Annotated in this window: 17 protein-coding genes and 1 tRNA gene; 10 read left to right on the plus strand and 8 right to left on the minus strand. The window is 59.1% G+C overall.

What is annotated here, in order from left to right:
• Window positions 1-44: 44 nt before the first annotated feature.
• The 4 genes from CKROP_RS01235 (at window position 45) to CKROP_RS01250 (ending at window position 6,081) form a co-directional block, all read left to right on the plus strand.
• Window positions 45-1,910 (plus strand): phosphoenolpyruvate carboxykinase (GTP), encoded by a 1,866-nt coding sequence (locus CKROP_RS01235; RefSeq protein ID WP_012730928.1) that lies wholly within the window; start codon window positions 45-47, stop codon window positions 1,908-1,910.
• 80 nt (window positions 1,911-1,990) lie between these two features.
• Window positions 1,991-2,725 (plus strand): acetolactate decarboxylase, encoded by a 735-nt coding sequence (gene budA / locus CKROP_RS01240; RefSeq protein WP_041629048.1) that lies wholly within the window; start codon window positions 1,991-1,993, stop codon window positions 2,723-2,725.
• A 56-nt stretch (window positions 2,726-2,781) separates the two neighbouring features.
• Window positions 2,782-4,293 carry a glycoside hydrolase family 32 protein gene (locus CKROP_RS01245; protein WP_272867023.1) on the plus strand — a complete coding sequence of 504 codons (1,512 nt, stop codon included), beginning with the start codon at window positions 2,782-2,784 and terminating at the stop codon, window positions 4,291-4,293.
• Between the two features lie 105 nt (window positions 4,294-4,398).
• Window positions 4,399-6,081 (plus strand): FUSC family protein, encoded by a 1,683-nt coding sequence (locus CKROP_RS01250; RefSeq protein WP_148209610.1) that lies wholly within the window; start codon window positions 4,399-4,401, stop codon window positions 6,079-6,081.
• On the opposite strand, the gene CKROP_RS01255 is transcribed toward CKROP_RS01250, so the two are convergent.
• The 6 genes from CKROP_RS01255 to CKROP_RS01280 all read right to left on the minus strand — a co-directional run bounded on the left by CKROP_RS01255 (window position 6,067) and on the right by CKROP_RS01280 (window position 14,650).
• Entirely contained in the window at window positions 6,067-8,340 is a 2,274-nt protein-coding gene (locus CKROP_RS01255; protein WP_012730932.1) for a 3-hydroxyacyl-CoA dehydrogenase NAD-binding domain-containing protein, read from the minus strand. The genes CKROP_RS01250 and CKROP_RS01255 overlap by 15 nt on opposite strands.
• A gap of 98 nt (window positions 8,341-8,438) precedes the next feature.
• Window positions 8,439-9,671, minus strand: coding sequence for an acetyl-CoA C-acetyltransferase (locus tag CKROP_RS01260; protein ID WP_012730933.1), 1,233 nt, complete (start codon window positions 9,669-9,671; stop codon window positions 8,439-8,441).
• A gap of 255 nt (window positions 9,672-9,926) precedes the next feature.
• The gene (locus CKROP_RS01265) at window positions 9,927-11,093 is read right to left on the minus strand and encodes an NAD(P)-binding domain-containing protein (RefSeq protein WP_012730934.1); all 1,167 of its coding nucleotides are present in this window, start codon (window positions 11,091-11,093) and stop codon (window positions 9,927-9,929) included.
• Window positions 11,094-11,135: 42 nt separating this feature from the next.
• Window positions 11,136-12,446 (minus strand): anaerobic C4-dicarboxylate transporter family protein, encoded by a 1,311-nt coding sequence (locus CKROP_RS01270; protein WP_012730935.1) that lies wholly within the window; start codon window positions 12,444-12,446, stop codon window positions 11,136-11,138.
• 188 nt (window positions 12,447-12,634) lie between these two features.
• Window positions 12,635-13,957 (minus strand): PorA family protein, encoded by a 1,323-nt coding sequence (locus CKROP_RS01275; RefSeq protein ID WP_012730936.1) that lies wholly within the window; start codon window positions 13,955-13,957, stop codon window positions 12,635-12,637.
• 150 nt (window positions 13,958-14,107) lie between these two features.
• Window positions 14,108-14,650, minus strand: coding sequence for a universal stress protein (locus CKROP_RS01280; RefSeq protein ID WP_012730937.1), 543 nt, complete (start codon window positions 14,648-14,650; stop codon window positions 14,108-14,110).
• 179 nt (window positions 14,651-14,829) lie between these two features.
• Here CKROP_RS01280 and CKROP_RS01285 point away from each other — a divergent pair, with 179 nt between their 5' ends.
• From CKROP_RS01285 to CKROP_RS01300, 4 genes are all read left to right on the plus strand, one after another.
• Complete coding sequence (locus CKROP_RS01285; protein WP_012730938.1) at window positions 14,830-16,458, plus strand: VanW family protein; 1,629 nt, start codon at window positions 14,830-14,832, stop codon at window positions 16,456-16,458.
• A 10-nt stretch (window positions 16,459-16,468) separates the two neighbouring features.
• Window positions 16,469-17,329 carry a PrsW family intramembrane metalloprotease gene (locus tag CKROP_RS01290; protein ID WP_012730939.1) on the plus strand — a complete coding sequence of 287 codons (861 nt, stop codon included), beginning with the start codon at window positions 16,469-16,471 and terminating at the stop codon, window positions 17,327-17,329.
• Window positions 17,326-18,576, plus strand: a complete 1,251-nt coding sequence (locus CKROP_RS01295; RefSeq protein WP_012730940.1) for a phosphatase PAP2 family protein — start codon at window positions 17,326-17,328, stop codon at window positions 18,574-18,576. Before CKROP_RS01290 ends, CKROP_RS01295 begins: the two co-directional genes overlap by 4 nt.
• Window positions 18,577-18,673: 97 nt before the next feature.
• Window positions 18,674-20,128 (plus strand): MFS transporter, encoded by a 1,455-nt coding sequence (locus CKROP_RS01300; protein ID WP_012730941.1) that lies wholly within the window; start codon window positions 18,674-18,676, stop codon window positions 20,126-20,128.
• Between the two features lie 65 nt (window positions 20,129-20,193).
• Here CKROP_RS01300 and CKROP_RS01305 read toward each other — a convergent pair.
• A tRNA-Gly gene (locus tag CKROP_RS01305) sits at window positions 20,194-20,267 on the minus strand.
• Window positions 20,268-20,464: 197 nt separating this feature from the next.
• Between CKROP_RS01305 and dcd the strand changes: the two genes are divergently transcribed.
• A complete protein-coding gene (dcd, locus tag CKROP_RS01310) occupies window positions 20,465-21,028 on the plus strand; it encodes a dCTP deaminase (RefSeq protein ID WP_012730942.1) in 564 nt (187 codons plus the stop codon).
• A 70-nt stretch (window positions 21,029-21,098) separates the two neighbouring features.
• A complete protein-coding gene (locus CKROP_RS01315; protein ID WP_012730943.1) occupies window positions 21,099-22,454 on the plus strand; it encodes a UDP-glucose dehydrogenase family protein in 1,356 nt (451 codons plus the stop codon).
• A gap of 19 nt (window positions 22,455-22,473) precedes the next feature.
• Here CKROP_RS01315 and CKROP_RS01320 read toward each other — a convergent pair whose 3' ends face one another.
• Entirely contained in the window at window positions 22,474-23,949 is a 1,476-nt protein-coding gene (locus CKROP_RS01320) for a YibE/F family protein (protein WP_012730944.1), read from the minus strand.
• Window positions 23,950-24,038 lie beyond the last annotated feature (89 nt).

Raw genomic sequence — 24,038 nt, forward strand, 5'->3', positions numbered from 1 at the left:
GCGTGGGCGACCGGCACTGTACATCGATGTGAGGAGAAAATCCTATGTCAGCACCTACGATCCCGGGGCTCGAAGGTAATGCCCCTACGACAAACCAAGACATGCTCAATTGGATCGCGGAGTGCGCTGAACTGTGTCAGCCGGATAAGGTCGTTTTCTGCGACGGCTCAGATGAAGAGTGGGAAGCCATCGCAAAAGATCTCGTCGAAAAGGGGACCCTCATCAAGCTGAATGAGGAGAAGCGCCCCAATTCGTACTTAGCCTCATCGGATCCCGCCGACGTTGCTCGCGTTGAATCCCGGACATTCATCTGCTCGAAGACCGAAGATGGCGCCGGCCCGACGAACAACTGGCGCGACCCGGACGAAATGCGCGCCGAAATGAGCGAGCACTTTAAGGGATCGATGAAGGGCCGGACCATGTACGTGGTTCCGTTCTGCATGGGCCCGATTACCGACCCCGACCCCAAGCTGGGGATTGAGCTCACCGACTCCGGCTATGTCGTGATGTCGATGCGCATTATGACCCGCATGGGCAAGGAAGCCCTCGATAAGATCGGCGACGGCCCCTTCGTGAAGGGCCTGCACTCGGTAGGTGCCCCACTGGAGCCGGGCCAAGAGGACGTCAAGTGGCCGTGCAACGAAACGAAGTACATTACGCAGTTCCCTGAGGACCGAGTGATCTGGTCCTACGGCTCCGGCTACGGTGGCAACGCCATCTTGGCGAAGAAGTGCTACGCCCTCCGCATCGCATCTGTCATGGCCAAGGACGAAGGCTGGATGGCAGAGCACATGCTGATCCTGAAGCTGATCTCACCCGAGGGCAAGGCCTACCACATTTGCGCTGCCTTCCCGTCCCAGTGCGGTAAGACCAACCTCGCGATGATCCAACCGACCATCCCCGGCTGGAAAGCCGAAGTCATCGGCGACGACATCGCATGGCTGCACTTTGGCGACGACGGTCGGCTCTACGCAGTCAACCCGGAAAACGGCTTCTTCGGCGTCGCCCCCGGGACGAACTACAAGTCCAACCCCAACGCCATGAAGACAATGGAGGCGGGGAACAACATCTTCACCAACGTTGCCTTGACCGACGATGGGGACGTCTGGTGGGAAGGCCTCGAAAACGAGCCAGACCACTTAATCGACTGGAAGGGCAAGGACTGGACACCCGACGAAGACTGCTTGTCCTCGCACCCGAACTCCAGGTACTGCGTACCGATCGAGCAGTGCCCGGTCGCCGCGCCCGAGTTCAATGATCCGAAGGGTGTGCCGGTCGACGCGATCCTGTTCGGTGGACGCCGCCCCGACACTGTCCCGCTGGTGACCGAAGCTATCGACTGGCAGCACGCCACCTTCATTGGTGCCACGCTGGCTTCCGGCCAAACCGCCGCCGCTGCCGAGGCCAAGGTTGGCACCTTGCGCTACGACCCCATGGCCATGCTTCCCTTCATCGGCTACAACGTGGGCGATTACCTCCAGCACTGGCTGGACATCGGCAAGAAGGGTGGAGACAAACTCCCCAAGGTCTTCCTGGTTAACTGGTTCCGCCGCGGCGACGACGGCCGTTTCCTCTGGCCCGGCTTCGGTGAAAACAGCCGTGTCCTCAAGTGGATTGTGGATCGTATCGAGGGGCGCGTCGATGCGAAGAAGACAGTGGTTGGATACACCGCCTACTCGAAGGACATCGATATCGATGGCCTGGACACGGACCCCAAGGATGTCAAAGCTGCGCTGACCGCACCTGCGGATAAGTGGCAGATGGATCTCTCCGATACCGAGGATTGGTTGAAGAGCTTGGGACCGAAAGTTCCGCAGGAGATTTGGGACGAGTTCGACTTCCTCAAGACCAGGATTAAGACAGCCAACAAGGATGGCAACAAGGCCCTGGACAACATGAAGACGAAGTAAAACCTTTCTCTTCCCAAGGAACCAAGCCAAGGGCGCACATCATCTCTGGTGTGCGCTCTATGCGTGTAATATTGCTGGTCATGAGTCATGATCATCCAGTAGTACGACACACCATCTTCCAGAACTCTCTAATGACTGCTTTGTTGGATGGTATTTACGACGGAGAAATGACCATTGGCGAGTTACTCGGTAAAGGTAACTTCGGGTTGGGGACCTTCGATGCCCTCGATGGGGAAATGGTCATTATCGACGGGGTCTGTTACCAGTTGAAACACGACGGAACAGCCCGCCCCGCGGAACTCGAGCAGCGGACACCCTACGCGGTGGCAACAAATTTCGTGCCCCGCATCGTCCGCGAAGCGCCATCACACATCAGCCGGGCGGACTTGTCGTCGTTCATCGACAGCATGACACCGTCGGAAAACTACATGTATGCCCTGCGTATCCGTGGAAAATTCACCGAAGTGCGAACCCGTACAGTCGTCCGCCAAGAGCGCCCCTATCGGCCCATGCACAAGGTGACCGAGGAGGACGCCGCCCAGGTATTTAACGACGTATCGGGCGTCATCGCCGGCTTCCGCACCCCCATTTATGAAAAAGGAATTTCGGTTCCAGGCTGCCACGTGCACTTCATTGACGACGATCGCACCAGCGGCGGCCACGTCTTGGACTTCGAGCTCGAAAAGGGCGTCATTGAGCTATGCCCTGGCACGGACCTCGAGCTCAAGCTTCCCTTGACGCAAGATTTCTCCCGTGCAAACCTCGCCCCGGAGGACTTGGACGAGAAACTCCACACAACTGAGGTGAAAGACTAGTGTCTACGGCCCGTCGAGGAGCGAACGTGGTAGAGGCGTGGCGTCCGCGATTTCATGTGACGCCGGCGGGTGGCAGGCTCATGGCACCCCATGGTGTAGTGACAGATGACGGGCGTCTTCACGTCTTTTTTGCCCATGACCAGCGCTTCCCGGTGCAAAACTCACGCCTCCGCTGGGGTCACGCCAGCGTCGTAGTGACCCCGGCCCCCGATGGACACACCCCGCGGCTGCGATCCGAATGGCGCTTCCACCCGGACGTGCTCGTTCCCAACCACGACTATGACCGGGACGGGTGTTTATCAGGCAGCGCGGTTCGTGACGACGAGGGCACCGTGCGCCTGGTGTACACGGGCATTGTTGCCCCGCAAGGGGAGGGACGCCGCGTCCACAACTCGACGCCGGCCGAAGATCCAGCCTCCGCCCACTTTTCCGCCGATTGGTGCGATACGTCGGTCAACATGGCCGCCCTGTTCGACACCAGCGGTCGGCATGGTGGGTGGTGTCGTCCCAGTAGCCATAACCCCCTGTTAGATAGCGCCGCCTCCCCGGACGGAGCCTGCGGTCCATTCGTCTTCCGCGATCCCGATTCGCCCTTCGGCGGCTGGCGAATGGTTCTGGGCTCAGTGCAGGAGCCGTCGTTAACCCTGTATCACTCGGATAATCTGCGGTCATGGACGGCCGACGGCGAATTGACTCTCGACACGACGGGTGCCGTGGAGGGCGACACCTTCGATATCGTCCCGGAGGCAACGTCGTGGGAGTACCCGAACCTGCTTCGTATGCGTGATTGCGCAACCGGGGAGGATAAGGATGTCCTCGTGGTCAGCATGCGGGGTGTCTCGCCGAACGCGCACCATTTTGCCAGCTCAGCCCAGTGTGTGTATTGGGTCGGTCGGCTTGAGGGGACAACATTCCGCGTTGAACGTGGGTGCAGTGAACTGGACCTCGGCCACGAATTTTATGCCGCCCGGTTCGCTCCGGTGACGGGCGATGACGCAGCCGTCGACGATGCCATCATGATCGCGTGGGCCGGTTTGCCGGACGCGGATAACCAGCCGACGGCCGACGACGGGTGGGTCCATTGCCTCACCATGCCGCGCCGGGTTCGTCTGTGTGGCGGCCGTCTCGTTCAAGAATTCGTGACGACGTCGTCGGCAGCGGCAGATGTGGCGTCGGGAGTGATTGATTCCGCAATCATCCCCGAAACGAATGTGTACGGCACCGTGGTGGGCGTGCGTCGGGATATTCCCGAGCCACGTCACCGCTCCCACCTGGGGTTGGTGTCGGCGGACGGCGTCCATGTTGATGTGGACATGATGCGCAACAAAGCCGGTGACCTGCTGGTTCGCATCGATCGGGCGGAGCAGTCCTACCACGACGGCCCCGATGTTCGCGGCGTCATGATCCTGTCCGAGGCGATCGACAACTACCGCAACCATATTGGTAAGCCGGAATTGTTGTTGAGCGTGGACGGGTCGATAATGGAAGCCGACGTTGCGGGGTACACCTTGACCTCGCGACTGTTCTTGAATCGTGGGGATCATTGGGCCGAGGAGACGTGGTCATAGCTGGTGAAATGGTGGAATAGGTTTTGGGAGCTTTCCGGGCGGGAAGTCCGTAACTTTTTCTCTCTGCCGGAATCTCCGGGGACGGGTCGGTACACGATCCACGGGATGATTACGGGCCTCGTCACCCTTTTCACCTTGGCCATTGTTTTCTCGCCAGTGTTGGCCATGCCGGGCCTGACGGGCGTATTCATCGCGATGTCCGCCCGCGATATGCCCCCGCTGCGCCGGCTCCGTATTCTCGTCGTTTTCGGCGTGTGTTTCGTTGCGTCGCAGGCCCTTGGTGTTGCGATCTCCGGCAACATCATGCTCATGGTTGTGGTGATGGCCCTGATGGGCTGCTTCGGCAGCATCGTCTACCACAGCTTGATTACCTTTCCCCCGGGTGCCATGCAGTACGTCATCGCCTGTGCCGTAGCAACATACCTTCCTACCAGGGGTGTCGACGGAGCCACCCTGGTGACGGCGGGCGCCTGCGGGTTCGTCCTCGCGCTGTGCATTTCGATGGGGCTGCAGCTGGTGGACCGGAACAAGGCGATGCGCGATGACATCACCGCGGCGGAGGACGCCGTGGAAGCGATGCGTGAAGAAAACCTCACCCACACCGAGGCCGCGCGGCGTCGCGTGGCCGCGCACGCAGCGGTTTTCACGGCCCTGGAAGATGTGCGCTTGGGATACGGCTGGGGGCGTCAACTTAAACCATTTTCGGCGTTCGGCCGGTACGCGGAGAAAAAGACGCGGGATATTCACACGCAGTTTGTGGAAGCCGTCGTGTGGCGTCGGTGGCATACGCTTCGCAAGATGAAGTACCGCGTCAATGCAGATCACGCGCCGAAACTGTCGCGCGTGTCGCCACATTTGGGCCCGCCGTCGGCTCTTCGTCGTGTGAAATGGTCGCTGAGTTTCCGCTCGGCGGCGGTGCAAATTGGCCTGCGCATGGGCATGTCGATCTTCCTGACAGGCGCGCTGACGTACGGCCTGGGTTTTGGCCACCCGTATTGGGCGGTGATGACCTCCGCGATGGTGCTGAGCTTGGGCAAAGACCGGATTAGCACAACGCACCGCGGGTTCGATCGCGTCGTCGGCACCTTGGTGGGTATCGCCCTCTTCGGCGTGATCCACGTGATCGACCCGCCGACGGTACCGTTGCTCCTGATCTGCGCCCTGCTGTACTCAACCACCCTCTTCACCATCGGCCGCAACTACGCGTTGGGGTCGGTATGGATCACCGCCATGATCCTGCTCATCCTCAACACCGCGCCCACCAACAACCTGACCGCAACCCAAATTGTCTCCCAGCGCGCGGGCGAGACAATTATCGGCGCCATCGTGGCTCTCTTTGTGTTGTGGGTGACAGGATCCTCCCGGGCCCCGACGTCGATTGTGCGGAGGCAGGCTCGCCGTGTTCTTCTTGCCGACGGTTTCCTCCTGGATTATGTGGCGGAGCGGACGGACCTGACGCGTCCGGGCATCGTGGCGCGACGCCAAGTGCTGCTGGAGCTCAGCGCATCCCGTCGGATGGAGGAGCTGTATGCCCGCGACCTCCCCAAGGGCCTGGCCGAGTGGGAGGATCTCTCGGCGCTGATTAACGAGTTCTCCTATGTCGTGTTGTGCGGCTGCTGGGTGGAAAACCCGGACGAGGTGATTGATGCGCGGCGGGCGCGCCGGGCATTGAATGAAATGATCCGACGCTTGCCCGCGATCGATGGCGTCCCGCTGGACACGAACAACGCCAGCGACCTCATGAAACGCGTGCTGGTGGCGGCCCGGCCTACGTCACTGCGTCAATGACTCCATAGGCTCGAAGCGTTCCCCGTATTTCGCGGCGAGTTCACGCGCGCGTGCGACGAATCCAGGGATGCCGCGGGTGGGGTAGTCGTCCCCCGCATTCTCGGGGAGGTCAGCATCCTCAGGCCGAGCGTAATTCTTGATGAACTGCCGCGTCCCACCTGTCCATGCCGGGAATCCGATCCCCATGATCGAGCCGATGTTGGCGTCGGCATCGTCCATCAGCACACCCTCGTCGACGCATTTCTGCGTTTCCAGCGCTTCGGCGAAGAGAATCCGTTCCCGCAGGTCAGCGAAGGTGGGGGCACCCTCGGACGGCTGGTTAGGGGCATCGCCGCGTCGCCCGACGTGGTCGCCGTCAGACACCTTGGTTTCGTAGTCGCCGATGGACACGCGACCGGCACCCAGCTCAGTCCACAGTCCATCCCACAGGCCGGTGCGCTTCCCGTCGGTGTAGGTGTAAAACCCGCGCCCTTCGAGTTTGCCCGGCCGGTCATAGTCGTCGAGCATGGCATCGACAATCGTGCCGACGCCTCCGTCGTCAATCTCAATACCGGCTGCTTCGGCGGCCTTGGCATTCTCGGTGTTGATCTTGCGCACGAGCTTGAGGTTGAGTTCGTCAGTGAGCTGCAGTGGCGGTGCAGGGTAGCCGGCTTGACGACCTGCCGCTTCGATGACCGCTGGATCGATGCCCTCGGCGAGCATCCGCAGCGATTCATCCAGCATGAACCCGATCACGCGCGATGTGTAGAACCCACGAGAATCATTGACGACGATGGGCGTCTTGCGGATTTGTTGCGCAAAGTCGAGCGCCCCGGCGAGAGTCTCGTCGTCCGTCTTGTCGCCCTTGATGACCTCGATGAGCGGCATCTTGTCGACGGGGGAGAAGAAGTGGATGCCGATGAAGTTCTGGGGGCGGTTGACGCCCTCGGCGAGGCCCGTGATCGGCAGCGTCGAGGTGTTGGATCCGAGGAGGCAATCGTCAGGGACGGCTTCTTCGATTTCGGCCCACACTTTGTGCTTGAGCTCGGTGTTTTCGAAGACTGCTTCGATGACGATGTCGCAATCGGCAAGGTCGGCGTAGTCGGCCGTCGGCGTGATGCGGTCCAGGAGTGCTTGCGATTTTTCGGCGGTGGTACGCCCCCGGTCCAGTGCCTTCTTCTCCAGCCCCTCTGAGTAGGCCTTTCCGCGTTCGGCATTGGCGAGTTCGACGTCCTTCAGCGCGACCTCGAGCCCTGCTTTTGCTGCCACATAGGCGATGCCGGCGCCCATCATTCCCGCGCCGACCATGCCCAGCTTTCTAAACTTTTTCTTCTCGACGTCCTTGGGACGCGAGCCCCCACCATTACAGTGCTGCAGATCGAAGAAAAATGCCTGCATCATATTGGTCGCGATGGGGCCGGTGACCAGCTCAACGAAGTATCGAGTTTCTATGTCGAGGGCGTGATCGAAATCCACCTGTGCCCCCTCAACCGCTGCGGACAGGATTGCCTTCGGCGCGGGCATGGGTGCGCCCTTGATCTGCTTGGTCACGGTCGCGGGGAAGGACGGAAGAATGCTCGCTAGCTTGGGCGATGTGGGGGTTCCGCCCGGGATGCGGTAGCCCTCCCGGTCCCATGGTTGTGAGGGCTCAGGGTTGCTGGCCAGCCACTCGCGTGCGGCGTCGGTAAGCGCGTCTGGGGCGACGACATCGTCGATAAGGCCGAGACCTTTCGCCTGTTCAGGGCGCATGCGCTTGCCGGTGGTGAGCACCGACATGAGTGCCTCTTGAATGCCCAGCATGCGGACGGTGCGTGTCACTCCGCCACCACCAGGGAGGAGTCCGAGGGTCACTTCGGGAAGGCCAATCTTGGAGCCTTTGGCGTCGGCAGCGATGCGATAGTGGCAGCTCAACGCGATTTCTAACCCGCCCCCGAGAGCCGCACCGTTAATGGCGGCGACAACGGGCACGCCGAGCGTTTCCAGCGCGCGAAGATCCTTTTTCATGCTGGTCAGCATGTCGTAGGTGGCTTGGGCGTCGTCGGGGCCGGTGTTAATCATGGAGGTGATATCGCCACCGGCGAAGAACGTTTTCTTCGCAGACGTAATAATGACGCCCGTGACGGTCTTGTCCTCGACGGCCGCGGTGAGTTTCTCCACGGTGTCGTGAAGGCTCGCGCGGAACGCGTCGTTCATTGTGTTTACGGGCGAGGCGGGGTCGTCCATGGTCAGGGTGACGATGCCGGAATCGTCGGTGTCCCAGTGGATCGTTGTGTTGGTCATCGTTGGCTCCTTGGGCTGGTGAGTGTGGCCATTCTTGTCGACGTTGGCCTGGGTAAACGGTGCATAAACGTTCGTTAGACGTTGCTTTTCGACGTGGGTTAGACGCGTTCGATGATGGTGGCGACCCCCATGCCACCAGCGACGCAGAGTGTGATCAGTGCGTAACGGCCGCCCGAGCGGTGGAGTTCGTCGACGGCATGTCCGATCAGCATGGCGCCGGTCGCGCCGAGTGGGTGGCCCATGGCGATGGCCCCACCATTGATGTTGAGCTTTTCGTCGGGAATGTGGAGCTCGCGTAGCGCGCGGAGGACGACGGCGGCGAAGGCTTCGTTAATTTCCCACACGTCGATATCGTCGGCAGTGAGTCCGGCCTTGTGGAGTGCGGCACGTGCAGCGGGTGCGGGGGCGGTCAGCATGATGGTGGGTTCGACGCCGGTGGTTGCGGTGGTCACGACCCGAGCGCGCGGCGTGAGCCCCATGTCCGTACCGGCCTGTTCGGTGCCGATGAGCGTCATGGCGGCGCCGTCGACAATGCCCGAGGAATTGCCTGCGTGATGAATGTGGTTGATGTGCTGAACCTGCGGGTAGCGGGTTAGCGCGGCGGCGTCGAAACCCCCGATCCTCCCCATTTTGTCGAACGACGGCTTGAGCCCTGAGAGCGATTCGACAGTAGCGTCGGGGCGGATCGTTTCGTCCTTATCGAGAAGCTTGAGACCATTCTGATCCGTGACGGGGACGATGGAATTGGAGAAACGTCCCTCCTCCCACGCATGAGCAGCGCGTTGATGAGACCGCGCCGCGTAACTGTCGGCGTCGTCACGAGTGACACCATCCAGTGTGGCAATGAGGTCGGCGGAAACTCCCTGGGGGACAAAGTCCGTGTGGAAGGCGGTTTCAGGGTCCATCGCGAGGGCTCCGCCGTCGGATCCCATGGGCACGCGAGACATGGATTCCACCCCACCAGCCAGAACGAGGTCATCCCACCCGGAGCGAACCTTGGCGGCGGCCAAGTTGACCGCGCTCAGCCCCGACGCACAATAGCGGTTCACCTGGACGCCGGTGGCGGAGTAGGGGAGGTTCGCCATGAGGGCCGCTGTCCGCGCGATATCCATTCCCTGATCCCCGACGGGGGTCACGCAGCCGGTGATGACGTCGGAAATGCGTTGTTCGTCGATATTGGGGTTGCGGCGGCGAATTTCTTTAATGAGCGTGGTGAGCAGGGTGACCGGTTTCGCGATGTGCAGCGAGCCCGTGCTTTTCCCTTTGCCGCGGGGTGTTCGAAGTGTCTCGTAAATGAATGCTTGGGGCTGGGTCTCGGCGGCAGGTGCCATGTGGTTTCTCCCTGGTTGATTATTTCCGTACAAGTGCGTGCGCGTTCGCGCAGTCTGTACGCGTTTATGCGCGTTCGTGCAGGTGGCGTGCGAGCGCACTCACATACCCGTTCAAATGTGTTATGAGTCACTATATGTGAGTGGGGCGGAAATGTGGCGAGAGAACAGGAATAAATTTTTCATGGGGGTGACCGACGGCGACGCTGGAAGCTAGGGCTTCCTATTCATCGCACCGTTTCCTCAGCTCAGCTGTGTTTACGACGAATGATCGTTCAGGTACTTCATGGCTGCGCGTCCCCCTCGATGGCCCGCGCGCGTAGCTCCTACGGTCGAGGCGGTTGATCCATAGCCCAGGAGAAAAATCCGCGGGTCTCGTTCAACGCGTACTTCATCGCGCATTTTTATCCCGCCGCCGGGCATGCGTAACTTCAGGGGTGCAAGGTGCTCGAGAGCATGGCGGAACCCCGTGTTCCAGAAGATGATGTCGACTGTTTCGTGGTGGTGGGCGTCGTATGGTTGCCAGCTTTCGGGCACCACGAGGTGATCGGAGGAGCTGGGCCCAAGGCCGTCCGCCGACGCCGATGTAGGTGGCTCAAAGTCAACGCCGTCGCTGGTTATCCGGGTGAACATTCCACGGCTCACCAGGACGCCATCGCGGACGTCGTCGAGGTAGGTGCCCCACAGCGGAATGCCAGTGGTCCGTACCACGCTGGCGGGTTCGTCTCCGGCATAGGTGCGGTCGCGAACTGCCTGTTCAACGTCGCGGCCCCACCGGGTATCGAATGTGCGGTCGGTGAAATTTGGCGGCCGACGAGTTGCCCACACCGTTTCTGTCACAGGGGCAAGTCGCAAAAGAAACTGAACGGCACTCAAACCACCCCCAACGACCAGCGTTTTCTTGCCCGCGAAATCGTCGGCAGTGGTGAAATTTACCGTGTGGAGCTGCGTGCCCCGAAAATCTGCAATACCGGGGATATAGAGGATGTATGGGTGCGTCCACGTTCCCGTCGCATTTAACACGACATCACAGGTCACAGAGGTGCAGGTCCCATCTTTCATCCACACCACGGTAAGCGCTTCAGTTTTTTCGTCGCTATTGCACACACCGATGACTTTCGCGGGGCGTTCCACGGCAAGTCCGAATTTCTGCTCGTAGTCGCCGTAATACTGGGCGACGACGCGCGACGCGGGGATGTCCGGGTCAGGGTGGCCGAGCGGTAGGCCGGGGAGGTCGGCAATCCCGTGGGCTGCGTCGAAAGTGAGGGAGTCCCACCGGTTTCGCCACGCGCCACCGGGGCCATCATTGGAGTCAAGAATGAGGAAATCGTCCCCGGGCGTGAGGCCACGGTGGACGAGTTCATGAGCGCCCGCGAGACCAGCTTGTCCTGCACCAATAATGACTGCCCGGTAGTGGTCTTTCATGCCTCCTCAGTGTAGCTAAGCGCGGGGGAGCGGCAGGCGCGTTTACAGCAGGATCGGAGCTACAAGGAATCCGAGAAGAACACACACCGTAATGGATACCGTGCCGGGCAGAACGAAGGGGTGGGAGAGCGGCGTTTTGCCCACGCGGGTGGAACCGGTGTCGTCCATTTCCATCGCCGCAACCGTCGTCGGGTAGTTGGGGAGCAGATAGTAGTTAGATACCGCCGGGTAGCTGGCCACCAATGCCGTTGCCGGGAGGCCGAGTTTCACGAACAGCGGCATGAAGGCGGACGTCGTCGCGGCATGGGAGAACATGAGCGGCGCGGCGAAGTAGAAGAACACAGCAGAGAGCCATGGTTGCGAATGAAGAGCGCCCGAGAGGCCGTGGGAAATCGTGTCGGCGTAGTGGCTGACGAACATGTTTCCTAACCATGCGAGGCCCATGATGCAGATAGCTGCGGTCATGCCGGAACGGAAGGTTTCCTGAGTGGTGATCTCGCCGAAGGGCTTCTTCGCTAGACCACAAATGACGGCTGCCGCGGTGAGCATGACGGCCATAATCGCCAGCGTCGCACTCAGCGGCGGGTTATCGACAATGCCCAGCTCTTTCGAGGTGACCGTCGCGTAGGTGACCACCAAAATCAGAGCAAACAGGAAGACCCACAAACTAGGAACTGCGCTCTTCGCCGGAGTGTAGTTTTCAATACCGGCTGCCGACGGCTTCACAAGGCCTTGCTTCTTCCGCTCCTGATAAACAGTGTCATCGGCCAATTCTTTGCCCTGTCGAGCGGCAACAAATGCGCCGGCTGCGCACCCGATGAACGTCGTCGGGATAACAATCGCTAAGCATTGCAAGTATCCAACATGGAAGGGATCCAAAGCGACGACCAAAGCAGCCATAGCAGCAGAAATTGGAGATGCCGCCACACCAATTTGCGACGCCACGACGGCGATAGATAGCGGCCGGGAGGGCCGAATTCCGCGCTCTTTAGCAACGTCGACAATGATCGGGATGACGGAATATGCGGTGTGGCCAGTCCCGCACAGGAGCGACATGACGAATGTGACCAGGGGAGATAAGTAGACGATCTGTTGCGGATGCCTGCGCAATAGTCGTTCGGTCAGATGAACCAAGTAATCCATCGACCCGGCCACTTGCAGCGCGGCCACGGTGCAAATGACAGCCATGATGATTCCGATAACAGCCCACGGAATATCGTCTGTCGATGTTGAGACCCCGGTGATCGTGAGTACTAGGACACCTGCTGCACCCGCGAACCCAATGCCAATTCCCCCGAAACGAGCCCCCAGAATAATGAAGGCAAGAACGATAAGGAGATGAAACCAAATCATCAGTCACTCCGTTCAGCGCAATTTAATTTTGTGATGATAAGCCGAAGACAGATTAGGACTACCGGCAGTCCCGACGCTATTCTGAGCCCGCATATGCCGGTGTGATATTTCTAATGGCTGTGATTTTGATCAAGTAGTAGAGCGATCAAAATAGCTCTTGCGATCAACGGGGTAACGCGCTCGCGCAATTAGAGCGAATCAGGGGTTTCCGGGGACTTCCCCGCAGGTCGGCCCCCGGCTTGTCGCGCGTCGAAATACAAGTACAACCCAGCCAGAATTAAGATCATCCCGCTCACGCCCGTTATCCAGGGAACTGCCTTACTCCAGATATTGAGCGGCTTAATCACTCTCTGAATATCGTGTAGCCGTGCTTCTTTCGTGCGGTCATCCCACTGAGCGTCGAAGTGAAGCATAGTCCGAGAAGGAGAGGCTAATTCTTTATCCTGATTTTCCTTAATCGTTTTTGCTTCATTGTAATTTTGGGAATAAAAAACCCATAACGTGACCGAATTATTCGTTATTATTCCTGTCGCTGGTTCAACATTTATCGTTCGGGTAGCCACATAGTACGGATCCATTTGGATAGGGGCACCGGAACTCAATCCCCACGAGGACGCAGGAATATTCCGCCGAAGTCTGTCTAATTCCTGCCGCTGCTCCTCTGACACATTGCCCGCATTGTCCATGAGCCGTCGTTGTGCATCATAAAGGTTGACGGGGCCTAGGTCCTGGCTGAACTGATAAACATCAATTCCCTTCGAATACACATCTTTTCCGCGCTGCTGAATCGCGTTCACAAAATCGATGGGGGTCGCGGTACCAGTGGCAGCATCAAAGAACCGATACGACCGTCGTTCAGACCCGAAGGGAAATCGAAATTGGTAGCCATCGCGAACGAAATCATTGATAGATACCTTCACATCGTCGCCCATCCCCAGCGCGGATAAATCCATCGCAACAGAAGACTGAGGCTTTTTCGAGGGGAACGCCGTGTGGCGGTTCAGCACGACCTCATCGTGGATCGACCCGATCTCATTATCCGCGTCTACCTGGCCCTTCGTATCCGAACCGTTCTCCCTTTCCGGGGTATCCAGGTCGCCGGCGTAGAGCGTCGATACTGCGCGAAGCTTTGTTGTCTTTTTCGACGACGACGCCGTCGTCACTTTTTCGCTCGCCCGCAGCGGCACGTCTGTTTCGATGTAGCAGCGCGTCGGCATGACCTGTCCGACGCAAGCCGGGTCCGAGGAGTGCGACGCAGAGGGGCGGCCAGCCTTAAACGCTGCCGAGTCGATGAGGATCCCCCGGGTTGGCGCCGTGGACACGTCGTAGTTGATGTTTGCCGGCAATTCCTTGAGCGAGGGGACGATGAACGTCGGCGCGGCAATGGCAATGACTAACAAAATGGCGCCGGAGCACAAGGAGCTGCGGGTGATAGCTCGGCGGTGCCGTGCGCCGAATGCGCTACCGGGAAGTCTGGACAAGACGCTGCGGCCACCCGCGTTCGCATTCACGGACTCTCCTCATCGACGGTGTGATGTTCTAACCCTAGGTGGGGGATACGATCTGCGTCTACTTCCTGCCTCAGTCGACTGGGCACCAGGCCGGCATAGGGCCGGCGTTAGTGGGGATGAACGTGCCCAGCGATGTGTCCCGGATCGCGACTACTTGCTATCGGGAAGCGGAGGAACGATAAGCACCGGCTTGCCGGAGTGGCGCAAAACGTTATCCGACACACTGGCCTGGAAGAGCGACTTGAACCCGGTGAGGCCACGTGTACCGGACACGATGACGTCAGCGTGCAGCTCTTCGGCGGCGTCGACGATGGCGCTCCAGATGGTGGTGGCGGATTCCACCAAGAACGGTTCTGCCTCAAACCCGTTCTCGCGGGCGATCTGCACCCCTTCTTTGCACGTCTGAAGGGCTTCGGCGTGGGCGGGGTCGCCGTCCTCGGGGTTGTCGGCAGGCTGGTAAATAGCGCCAGCCATGGAGGCTCCGACGCCACGGTTAGCTTGGTGCTGCAGTGGCTCCCACGCCGTCAAAATGTACGCGCGCGGGGTGCTGAGGAAGCGGCCCGCATATTCCAGTGCCCGTTTCGCTTCGACGGAGCCGTCGTAGGCGATGAGCATGGTGTCTTTGTGGCCCCCATTGCTGGCGTCGGAGGCTTGGTTCGTCGGTTCTGTGTGAGCTGAAGTGGTGTCAGACATTGGAAATCCTCTCGGTAGATACGGTCCCAGTGTAGGTCTCTTAGTTTAGGTACGGGGTTAGTGCATATAAGCTAATCGCTGTGTCTAGTAGTAAACACGCTCGTACGTCCGCTGGCCCCGGACGAAAACATCACCGTGCTGCCTGGTGGTCACTAGGTTTTCTGCTTTTCCTGTTGCTGATGGCGGGAATTGCATATGCCACTGATTTAGTGATGAGCCAGGGGCAAGTTCCCCGTGGCGTCAAGGTCGGTGGCGTCAGCATCGGTGGAATGAGTAAAGCAAGTGCGGATACTATGCTCCGCAATGAACTAGGAGATAAGGTTCGCGAGCCTGTCTCTATCAATGCTGGCGATATGACCTCGTCCCTTGATCCGACGATGTCCGGTTTACGGGTGGATTGGGATCAGACGATCGAGAACGCCGGCCATCAACCGAAGAACCCGTGGACCCGGATTGAGTCATTTTGGAAAACCCGCGAGGTCAGCATTGTTAACGATGTTGATGAAGGTTCCTTAGACAATGCGCTCCAGCGTGTTGATAAAGAGCTCACCCGGGAGCCCGTTAACGCTGAGCTCTCTATTGGTTCCGACGGTAAAGCCGATGTCAAAGATCCGGTCACTGGCCAAAAGATTAACCACGATGAACTGGCCGAGAATGTTTCTAAACATTGGTTGAACACCACCCGCGTTGTGGAGATTCCGGCTGAAGAAGTTGAGCCTGAGATAGGCGAAAAAGCGGTTAAGCAGGCCGAGCGGGATGTTCTCAATAAAGTTGTCTCTGGCCCGTTAATTTTTAAGGGCCGTGATGATGTGAGCGGAATTATTGCTCCAGAAGATATGGGGCAAATCGTCACCTTTCGGGCCGATGGTGACCATTTCACTGCCGACTACGACGACAGCGCCGCGAAGTCCATTCTTTCTTCGCAATTAAGTTCCACCGAGCGAACAGAGAAGGATGCGGACGTACTTATTGGCGACGACGGTTCGGTCACGGTGACCTCGCCTAGCCAAGATGGTGTGAGTATTAACTGGTCAAAAACCCTCGATGATTTGCAAGGGAAATTGACGAATACCACTGTCCGTGATTACGACGTCGCCTACACGGACGATAAAGCGACGTTTACCACAGAGATCGCTGAAAAGGCGGACTTTCGCGAAACGATGGGGGAATTCACGACGGGGGGATATGCGGCGGATTCCGGGGTCAACATTCGCCGCGTGGCGGAAATGGTGAATGGTGCCATCGTTTCCCCAGGCCAAACCTTTAGCCTGAATGGTTTCACGGGCCCTCGTGGGGAAGCGCAGGGATTCGTGAAAGCAGGCATCATTAAAAATGGCCACTCGGATGAAGGTGTTGGCGGAGGAATCAGCCAGTTTGCTACGACGCTCTATAACGCCACCTATTTCGCGGGAATGACCGATGTGGCACACACGCCCCACAGCTATTACATTTCCCGATACCCTGCAGGCCGGGAAGCCACCGTCTATGAAGGTGCTATTGACTTAAAATTTAAAAACCCTTTTGATACGCCGGTCATGATTAAAGCATTCACCGGTGATGATGACATTACTGTGCAGATTAAGGGCATTCCACAGGTGAAAGTGGATTCTATTCCGGGGGAGAAAACAAACTTTACGAGCCCATCGTCACAGCAACTGTCAGGTCCTGATTGCCATCCATCATCGGGTTCCCAGGGATTCACTGTGACGGATACGCGGGTGGTGACGTCGTTATCCACAGGGCAGGAAATTTCCCGTAATACAACGACAACCAAATATGATCCGTCGCCAAAAATAACTTGTTCTTAGAGAGGTACTTGTGAGCTTTTCTTCCCCCGGTCCGTATTCCGGAGGCCCGTATTCGGGCGGTGTTAGTAGCCCCTCGGGAGCGTCGCGCCGCCGAGGCGTCGGGTGGGGGCTGGTGACCCTCGTCGTCGGCGTTATTGCCTATTCCGTCGTGATGCGCGTCATGGTTCGGACGGATAATCTCAATCTCTTCCCGACGCTGCTCCTCATCGGTGCGGTTACGGTTCCGCTTGCTGTGCTCTTTGTTGCCTACGCTGCTGACCAGCGCGTTCACGGCCATGAGGGGCTTGTTGCGCTCACCGCCGTGTTCGGCGGAATCGTCGGCACAACCACTGCAGGTTCACTGGAGTTCGACGTTCTCCACCGCATGCCCTGGTTAGGCATGCTGGCCGTGGCCGTCATTGAGGAAACGGCCAAGCTGATCGTCCCCGGAGTGATTTACCTGTGGGGACGCCGTCGAACCGCAGGAATGGGCGTTGTATTAGGCGTCGCCTCGGGTGCCGGGTTCGCTGTGCTGGAAACAATGGGATACGGCCTCAACGCGCTGATTGCCACACACGGGAATGTGGACGCCGTGAGCGCGACCCTCCTGTTGCGTGGGCTCTTGTCCCCGGCAGGGCACGTGGCGTGGACAGGGTTCACGGTGTGGGCATTGTGGCGCTGCGCTGATACGCCCAAACCGAGCAACGGCCGACGTGTGTTCGCCTGGGCGTGGGTGACCGCGGTCATTCTGCACGCTGTGTGGGATGGGACATCCTTGTGGATCCTGCACGTCGGCGTCGTCTTCATCAGCGTGCTCGGATTGCTATCGCTGATCGTGTGGTCACGGTCGACGTCTCGCCAACAACCGACGTCCCCGTGGGAGGTTGTGTGACAGCGACTGACATTTACCCCGACCAGAAAAATGATCAGGCCCGCCAGGACCGATCCGACGGAGATCGATCGGTGAAAGAGCGGTGGACTGATCATTGCCGACGTCGGTTCGCCGACAAAGGTACGTATCGGTATCGGCTTCCGTGGTTGCGGTCCCTCTCACAGGATCAATTAGTCACGACGCGGCGTGTGGGGATGGCCGTATGGGCAGTGGTGGTCTGTGCGATCGGCGTTCTCGCCGGCTGGTCGGAAGTGGGATCGTTCCTCATCCCACTACTTTTTGTCGGTTTCGCAATCTATTCGTTGGGGCACAGCCGCTTGGCCTACATCCTGGTGGACTGGGGCCCGTTCATTCTCTTCCTGCTCGCATACCGGGGCATCAAAACCGTCGTCGGTTGGATGGGGATCCCTGTTCAGTGGAACCTGGCTCCCGACGTTGATCGTTGGCTCTTCGGTGGGACCTTGCCGAATGTGTGGCTTCAGGAGCATTGGCGGTATGCGCATGCGCCCTGGTGGGAATTCATTCTCATGGCCGTGTATTCGTCATATTTTTTCATGCCTTACACGGTGGCATTTATTGAATGGCTGCGGTCGCGCGCAGAATTTCGGCGCTACATTGTTGGTTTGCTCGCCGTTTCATTTATTGGTTTGGGAATTTATGTTTTTGTTCCCGCGGCTCCTCCGTGGGCGGCCGCGCGATGCACCCCTGCCGACGTCGCCGACCAGCCTTCCCACACGCCATGCATGTTCTCCGCCGAACACGCTGGTGAGGGCTCTATCTTGGGGCCGGTTAACAATAAGAATGACTCTCCCGAGCCGTGGGTTGAGCGCCTTACCGCTCATGCGTGGAGCCAGATTGCCCCCTTCGGGCTGGCTGAGGGCGTCAAAGATTTTCAGGATGGTGCCCGACGTGAAGCACGCGCTGATGGTCCGACTTTAGGTCCGGTGGAGCCTGTTCCCGTGGGCGAAGGCCCGCTCGCTAAAGCACAAGCGTCGTCTAATTTGGTCTCTGCCATTCCGTCCTTGCATGCCGGAATAACGATGTATTTCGCTACTTTTCTCTTCAGCCGCCGGCGGTGGAAATGGGGAAGTGTTGCGTTGATTTACGCGCTAACAATGGGATTTGCGTTGGTTTTCTTCGCTGAGCACTACGTTTTCGACATTATTCTCGGCTGGACATTGGCTGCCGCAGTTCCGCTTGTTCAGACTTGGTGGATGTCCCGTCGTCGTGAATCGATTAATAAATAATAAGTAATAGATAAGCTGAACACTTTCGGGTGGGTTCTCTTTTCAATTGGTGTGATGGGCGCTATTGTCCTGCGTAAAGCTCTCACGGAAGATCACTATGCGCGCATCACAGACCGTTCATTCCCAGCTCCCCACGCGTTCTGACCGGCTCGATTCATTGCCATTCGGCCGCGAACATCGCAAACTTCTCGTTGGCTCAGGTGTCGGATGGGCGCTGGACGCCATGGATGTCGGTTTGATCAGCTATGTGATGGCCGCGCTTGTGGCAGAGTGGTCCCTGTCCAACACCCAAGCATCGTGGCTGGGGTCCATCGGTTTCGTGGGCATGATGATTGGCGCCTCCGTCGGTGGTTTGCTCGCTGACAAGTGGGGGCGCCGCAATGTTTTCGCACTCACGCTGCTGACCTACGGCATTGCGACGGGTGCCGCGGCGTTTTCTGTCGGCCTCGTTATGCTGCTCATCCTGCGCTTCATCGTCGGCGTGGGCCTCGGTGCGGAATTGCCGGTCGCGTCGACGCTGGTCTCTGAGTTTGCTCCGCGCAAGAACCGCGGGCGCATCGTTGTGGCGCTGGAATCGTTCTGGGCGGTCGGCTGGATCATGTCCGCGCTGCTCGGTTACTTCCTGGTGCCGAAAGAATGGGGCGGCTGGCCCGGCTGGCGGTGGGCACTCCTGGTCGGAATCGTCCCCGCCGTCTACGCCCTGGTCGTTCGTCACGGACTACCTGAGTCCGTGCGCTTCCTGGAGAGCAGGGGTCGCCTTGCCGAGGCCGAGCGCAGCGTTCGGCTCTTCGAAAAAGGATCGTCACGTAATTCGACGGTTCCTTTCGACGAAGCGGTCGCTTTGACCCCGACCTCCGTCGCTAAGGGAGATGCGCCGGAGCGTACGTCGGAGAGGGACACGTCGTTGGGCGGTACTCCAACGGGGAACCGCCCTGGTGAGGACGCTGCGGGGACCACTGCTGGGGAGTCGTCGATATTCAGTGCCCACATGCGAGGCCGCACGACTGCGCTGTGGGTGGTGTGGTTCTTCGTCAACCTGGCCTATTACGGAGCGTTTACGTGGATGCCGACCTTGCTGTATCTGCAGGGACATTCGCTGGTGAAGTCCTTCGAGTTCACATTGATGATGACCTTGGCGCAGCTGCCCGGTTATGCAGCAGCAGCATGGTTGATTGAGAAATGGGGCCGACGCCTGACGCTGTCGGTGTTCCTGTGTGGTTCTGCGGTGTCCGCGATTCTGTTTGGTCTGCAGTCCGGGGCGACGGGAATTATCATCACAGGCCTGTTGCTGAGCTTCTTTAACTTGGGCGCGTGGGGTGCCTTGTACGCGATCGGCCCGGAGATCTATCCGACGGCGATGCGGGGGACCGGAACTGGTGCGGCTGCAGCCGTCGGTCGAGTGGCAGGTGTGGTCGCACCCTTGATCGTCCCGATCATTTTGGAGTGGGGGTCCACTCCATTGGTCTTCACCATTTTCGGCGCGTCATTCTTCATCGCGGTTGCTGGCGCTGTGGCTCTGCCGGAGCGGCACAACATGGACATGGTGGAGTAAGCGGTTCTGCCGGAATACAACGACAACCCCTTGGCCATAACCGTGTGACCAGGGGCTTGTTGAAATGGAGCCGATGACGGGAATCGAACCCGCGCCGCTTGCTTGGGAAGCAAGAGTTCTACCATTGAACTACATCGGCATAGGGGACTACTACGAAAAATGCGTGATACGCATGATCCGCACGTGATCAGCGAACACTGCAACGCATGTTCCCCCTTTACTGTAGCATTGCCACTTTTGAGCCAACAAAACTCCCGGTCAACGTGCTGGGGATAGCTCAGCGAATAGAGTCATATGCTTGTGGGGTTCCGGCAGTCCCGGGGTAAACTATGGCCTGTGATTCTCTCCGACCGTGACATTCGTTCTGCAATAGATTCTGGACACCTAGGTATTTCTCCCTTCGATCCGACGATGGTCCAACCCAGCAGTATTGATGTTCGCCTGGACCGCTACTTCCGTGTCTTTAACAATGCGCGCTACACGCATATTGATCCCAAACAAGAGCAAGAGGATCTCACGTCGTTAGTGGAGGTCAAGGAGGGTGACGCATTCATCCTTCACCCCGGGGAGTTCGTGTTGGGGTCGACGTTGGAAGAGTTTGCCCTGCCAGCGGATTTGGCTGGCCGTCTTGAGGGGAAGTCGTCCTTGGGCCGGTTGGGGTTATTGACGCACTCCACGGCTGGGTTCATTGACCCTGGCTTTAACGGCTACATCACGTTTGAATTGTCGAATGCCTCTAACCTCCCGATCGCCCTGTATCCAGAGATGAAAGTAGGCCAGCTGGCGTTGTTTATGATGTCCAGTCCTGCGGAAACACCGTACGGGTCCGGGTCATTGGGGTCGAAGTATCAGGGACAACGCGGCCCGACGGCGTCGAAGGCTTATATGAACTTCCGCTGATCGCTCGCATTCTCGCAGCGAGCGACGGCTGAACATGCTTCAGCGATAGCTTCCGCGTAAATTCATAGGCATGCGGATGTCTGTGATTGGAACGGGATACCTGGGGTCAACGCATGCGGCGTGCATGGCGGAATTAGGGCATGAGGTCATCGGGGTGGACGTTGATCCGCATAAAATCGAGCTTCTGTCGCGCGGAGAAACGCCGTTTTTCGAGCCTGGTTTAGACGGTCTTATTCGGAAGCATATTTCCTCGGGGCGGCTTCATTTCACGACGTCGTATCAGGACGCGGCGGATTTCGCGAATGTTCATTTTTTAGGTGTCGGTACTCCGCAACAGAAGAATTCGTATGCAGCTGATATGACTTTTGTTCGCTCTGCTGTCACGAATTTGGTGCCGTTATTGCGGGGGCGGCACATTATTTTTGGGAAATCGACGGTCCCAGTGGGGACCGCCCGTGTGCTCCAGCAGTTGACCGATCGTCTGGTTGCGTCGCAGGATGCGGATAGTTCCGCGACTGACGCTTGGGAGACGTCGGTGGATATTGCGTGGAATCCTGAGTTCCTCCGTGAGGGACACGCTGTGCAGGACACGATTCATCCGGATCGCATTGTCCTCGGCGTGGAGAATTCGCCTTCCGAGGTGGAAGACGTCGCTAGGAAGATTTATGCGCAACCCTTGGCAGAGGGAACGCCGTTGTTGGTCACTGATTTTGCGACGTCTGAGCTGGTGAAAGTGTCGGCGAATGCGTTTCTCGCGACAAAAATTAGCTTCATTAACGCGGTGTCCGAGGTGTGCGAGGCATCGGGGGCGGACATCACGGTGCTTGCCGACGCGATCGGCGCGGATGAACGCATCGGGAGGAAGTTCCTCAACGCCGGGCTCGGCTTCGGCGGCGGTTGCCTGCCGAAGGATATCCGGGCGTTTATGGCCCGCGCCGGCGAATTGGGCGCTGACCAGGCGTTGACCTTCCTGCGTGAGGTGGACGCGATCAATCTCAGGCGTCGGGAGAAACTGATCAGCATGGTGAAGGATGCGTGCGGCGGTTCCTTGCACAACGCGCGCGTGACTGTGCTGGGGGCGGCGTTCAAGCCGGAGTCGGACGACGTGCGCGACTCGCCGGCGTTGGCGGTTGCGGGGGCGTTGAGCCTCGCGGGGGCCCAGGTCAGCGTGTACGACCCTCAGGCGATGAAGAACGCGTCCAAGGTTTTCCCGACCCTCATGTATGCGGACACGGTGTGGGATGCGCTGCACAATGCCGACGTGGTGGTCGTGGCGACGGAGTGGACGCAGTTCAAGGAGTTGGACCCGTCGGAGGTGAGGGCGTGTGTCGCGTCGCCAATTATTATCGACGGCCGGAACTGCCTGGATGTTGACGCGTGGATGCAGGCGGGGTGGTCTGTGCGGGCGCTGGGGCGCAGTTTGTAGCGTCGGGCTGACGCGACCCCTAGTGATGGTGGACATGAACGTGGCCGCGTCCACCTGCGTTGCTGGCGTCGGGATCAGGTTTGACGGTGACCGCAGCGATGATCGTCGTGATCGGAACGGCGAGCGCAAGGGCGATAGCACCGACGGCCGACCTGACGATTTCAGTGGCGATGAGGTCCGAGGTCAACACCTGCCCCAGCGGCCTTTCCGAGGCCGTGATCAGCAATAACATCGGAAGTGCTGCGCCCGCGTAGCTGAGGATCAGCGTGTACAACATGGACGCGATGTGGTCCCGCCCCACTTGCATACCGCCCGCGAAGAGTCGCCACGGTGATGCCTTGTGGTCGATGAATGCCAGCTCGTTGACGGTGGATGCCTGCGCCACGGTGGCGTCGTTGAGCGCACCGATCGCCCCCACGATGAATCCCGCCAGCATTAATCCGTGGACGGTGACGTCGGGAAGATAAAGCTGAACCAGGAGGTTGTCCTCTTCGCCGAGTCCGCGGAGCCGGGTTCCGTCGATACCCCAACCAGCCATGATTGCGGCCAGGCCCAGCGCGATGATTGTTCCGGCGAGCGCGGAACTGGATTTCCAACTGATTCCGTGGACCAGGTAAATCACGACGAACATGATGAGGGCGCACGATGTGACGGCAAGCAGGAGTGGATCGCCGCCGCGGAGGAGGGCGGGGAGCATGAATGCGCCGATGATCGCCATCGTGATGACGAGGCCGACGAGTGAGCGCGCGCCGCGCCAAGATCCGATCGCCACCATTGCGATAGCCGTGATGATGAGCCAAGCGATCACGGGTACTTTGCGTTGGTAATCGTTGAACGCGTAGCCCATGCTGCCATCGTCGGTGGCGTGGCGGGTCATGCGGATCTTGTCGCCCTCGCGAAGATCGGGGTCGCCGGGCTTGTGGGACGTCTCAATGAGCGTGCGTTTCCTCTTGTCAGGGCCACTTGTGATGTCGACAATCGCGCGAGTGCACGTGCCCGTCGATGTGGTGGGCTCGCGTGGTGTGTCGTCGAATGTCCGGCCGACGCTGGGGGATCCGCATGCTGCCTCAGTTGTGACGGCAACGGTTCCGTCGGCAATGTTTTGGGGGAGGGACGACGTTTCTTGGAAGGACTTATCGACGCGGGCCGGTGTGTTCGACGGCCACAGGGCGACGGTGGAGATGGCGCTGAGGATGAAGCCGATGAGCAAAAACCCGGCGAGGATGCGTTGGCCGAGCGTCCAGTCTTTGATGTGCGGGCGGAAGCGCTTGGTGGTCTTGCTGGCCTTGGGTTGTGGGGTTGCGGGTTGCGACGGTTTTGGTTGCGACGTGGCTACCTGTGGCGCCGATGCCTGCGGCTGAGTTTCGCGGCGCGCGTTGCTGAGTCGTGACCTGCGGGTTTCCGTCGGAATGGGTGCCTGCTGGGGCGATGAGTCGGCCGTGTGAGTGCCACGCGGCTGGTATGGTTCGTCGCCGGACGCTGAGTGTTTACCCACAAGGACTCCTCATTGTGAACGGATCTGTCGGTAAAAACGCAGCTCAGATCACAGATGTGCAGGCCAGGTAAAAGGGAGCGTAGGCCGAA

It is taken from the genome of Corynebacterium kroppenstedtii DSM 44385, assembly GCF_000023145.1.
Classification (GTDB): domain Bacteria; phylum Actinomycetota; class Actinomycetes; order Mycobacteriales; family Mycobacteriaceae; genus Corynebacterium; species Corynebacterium kroppenstedtii.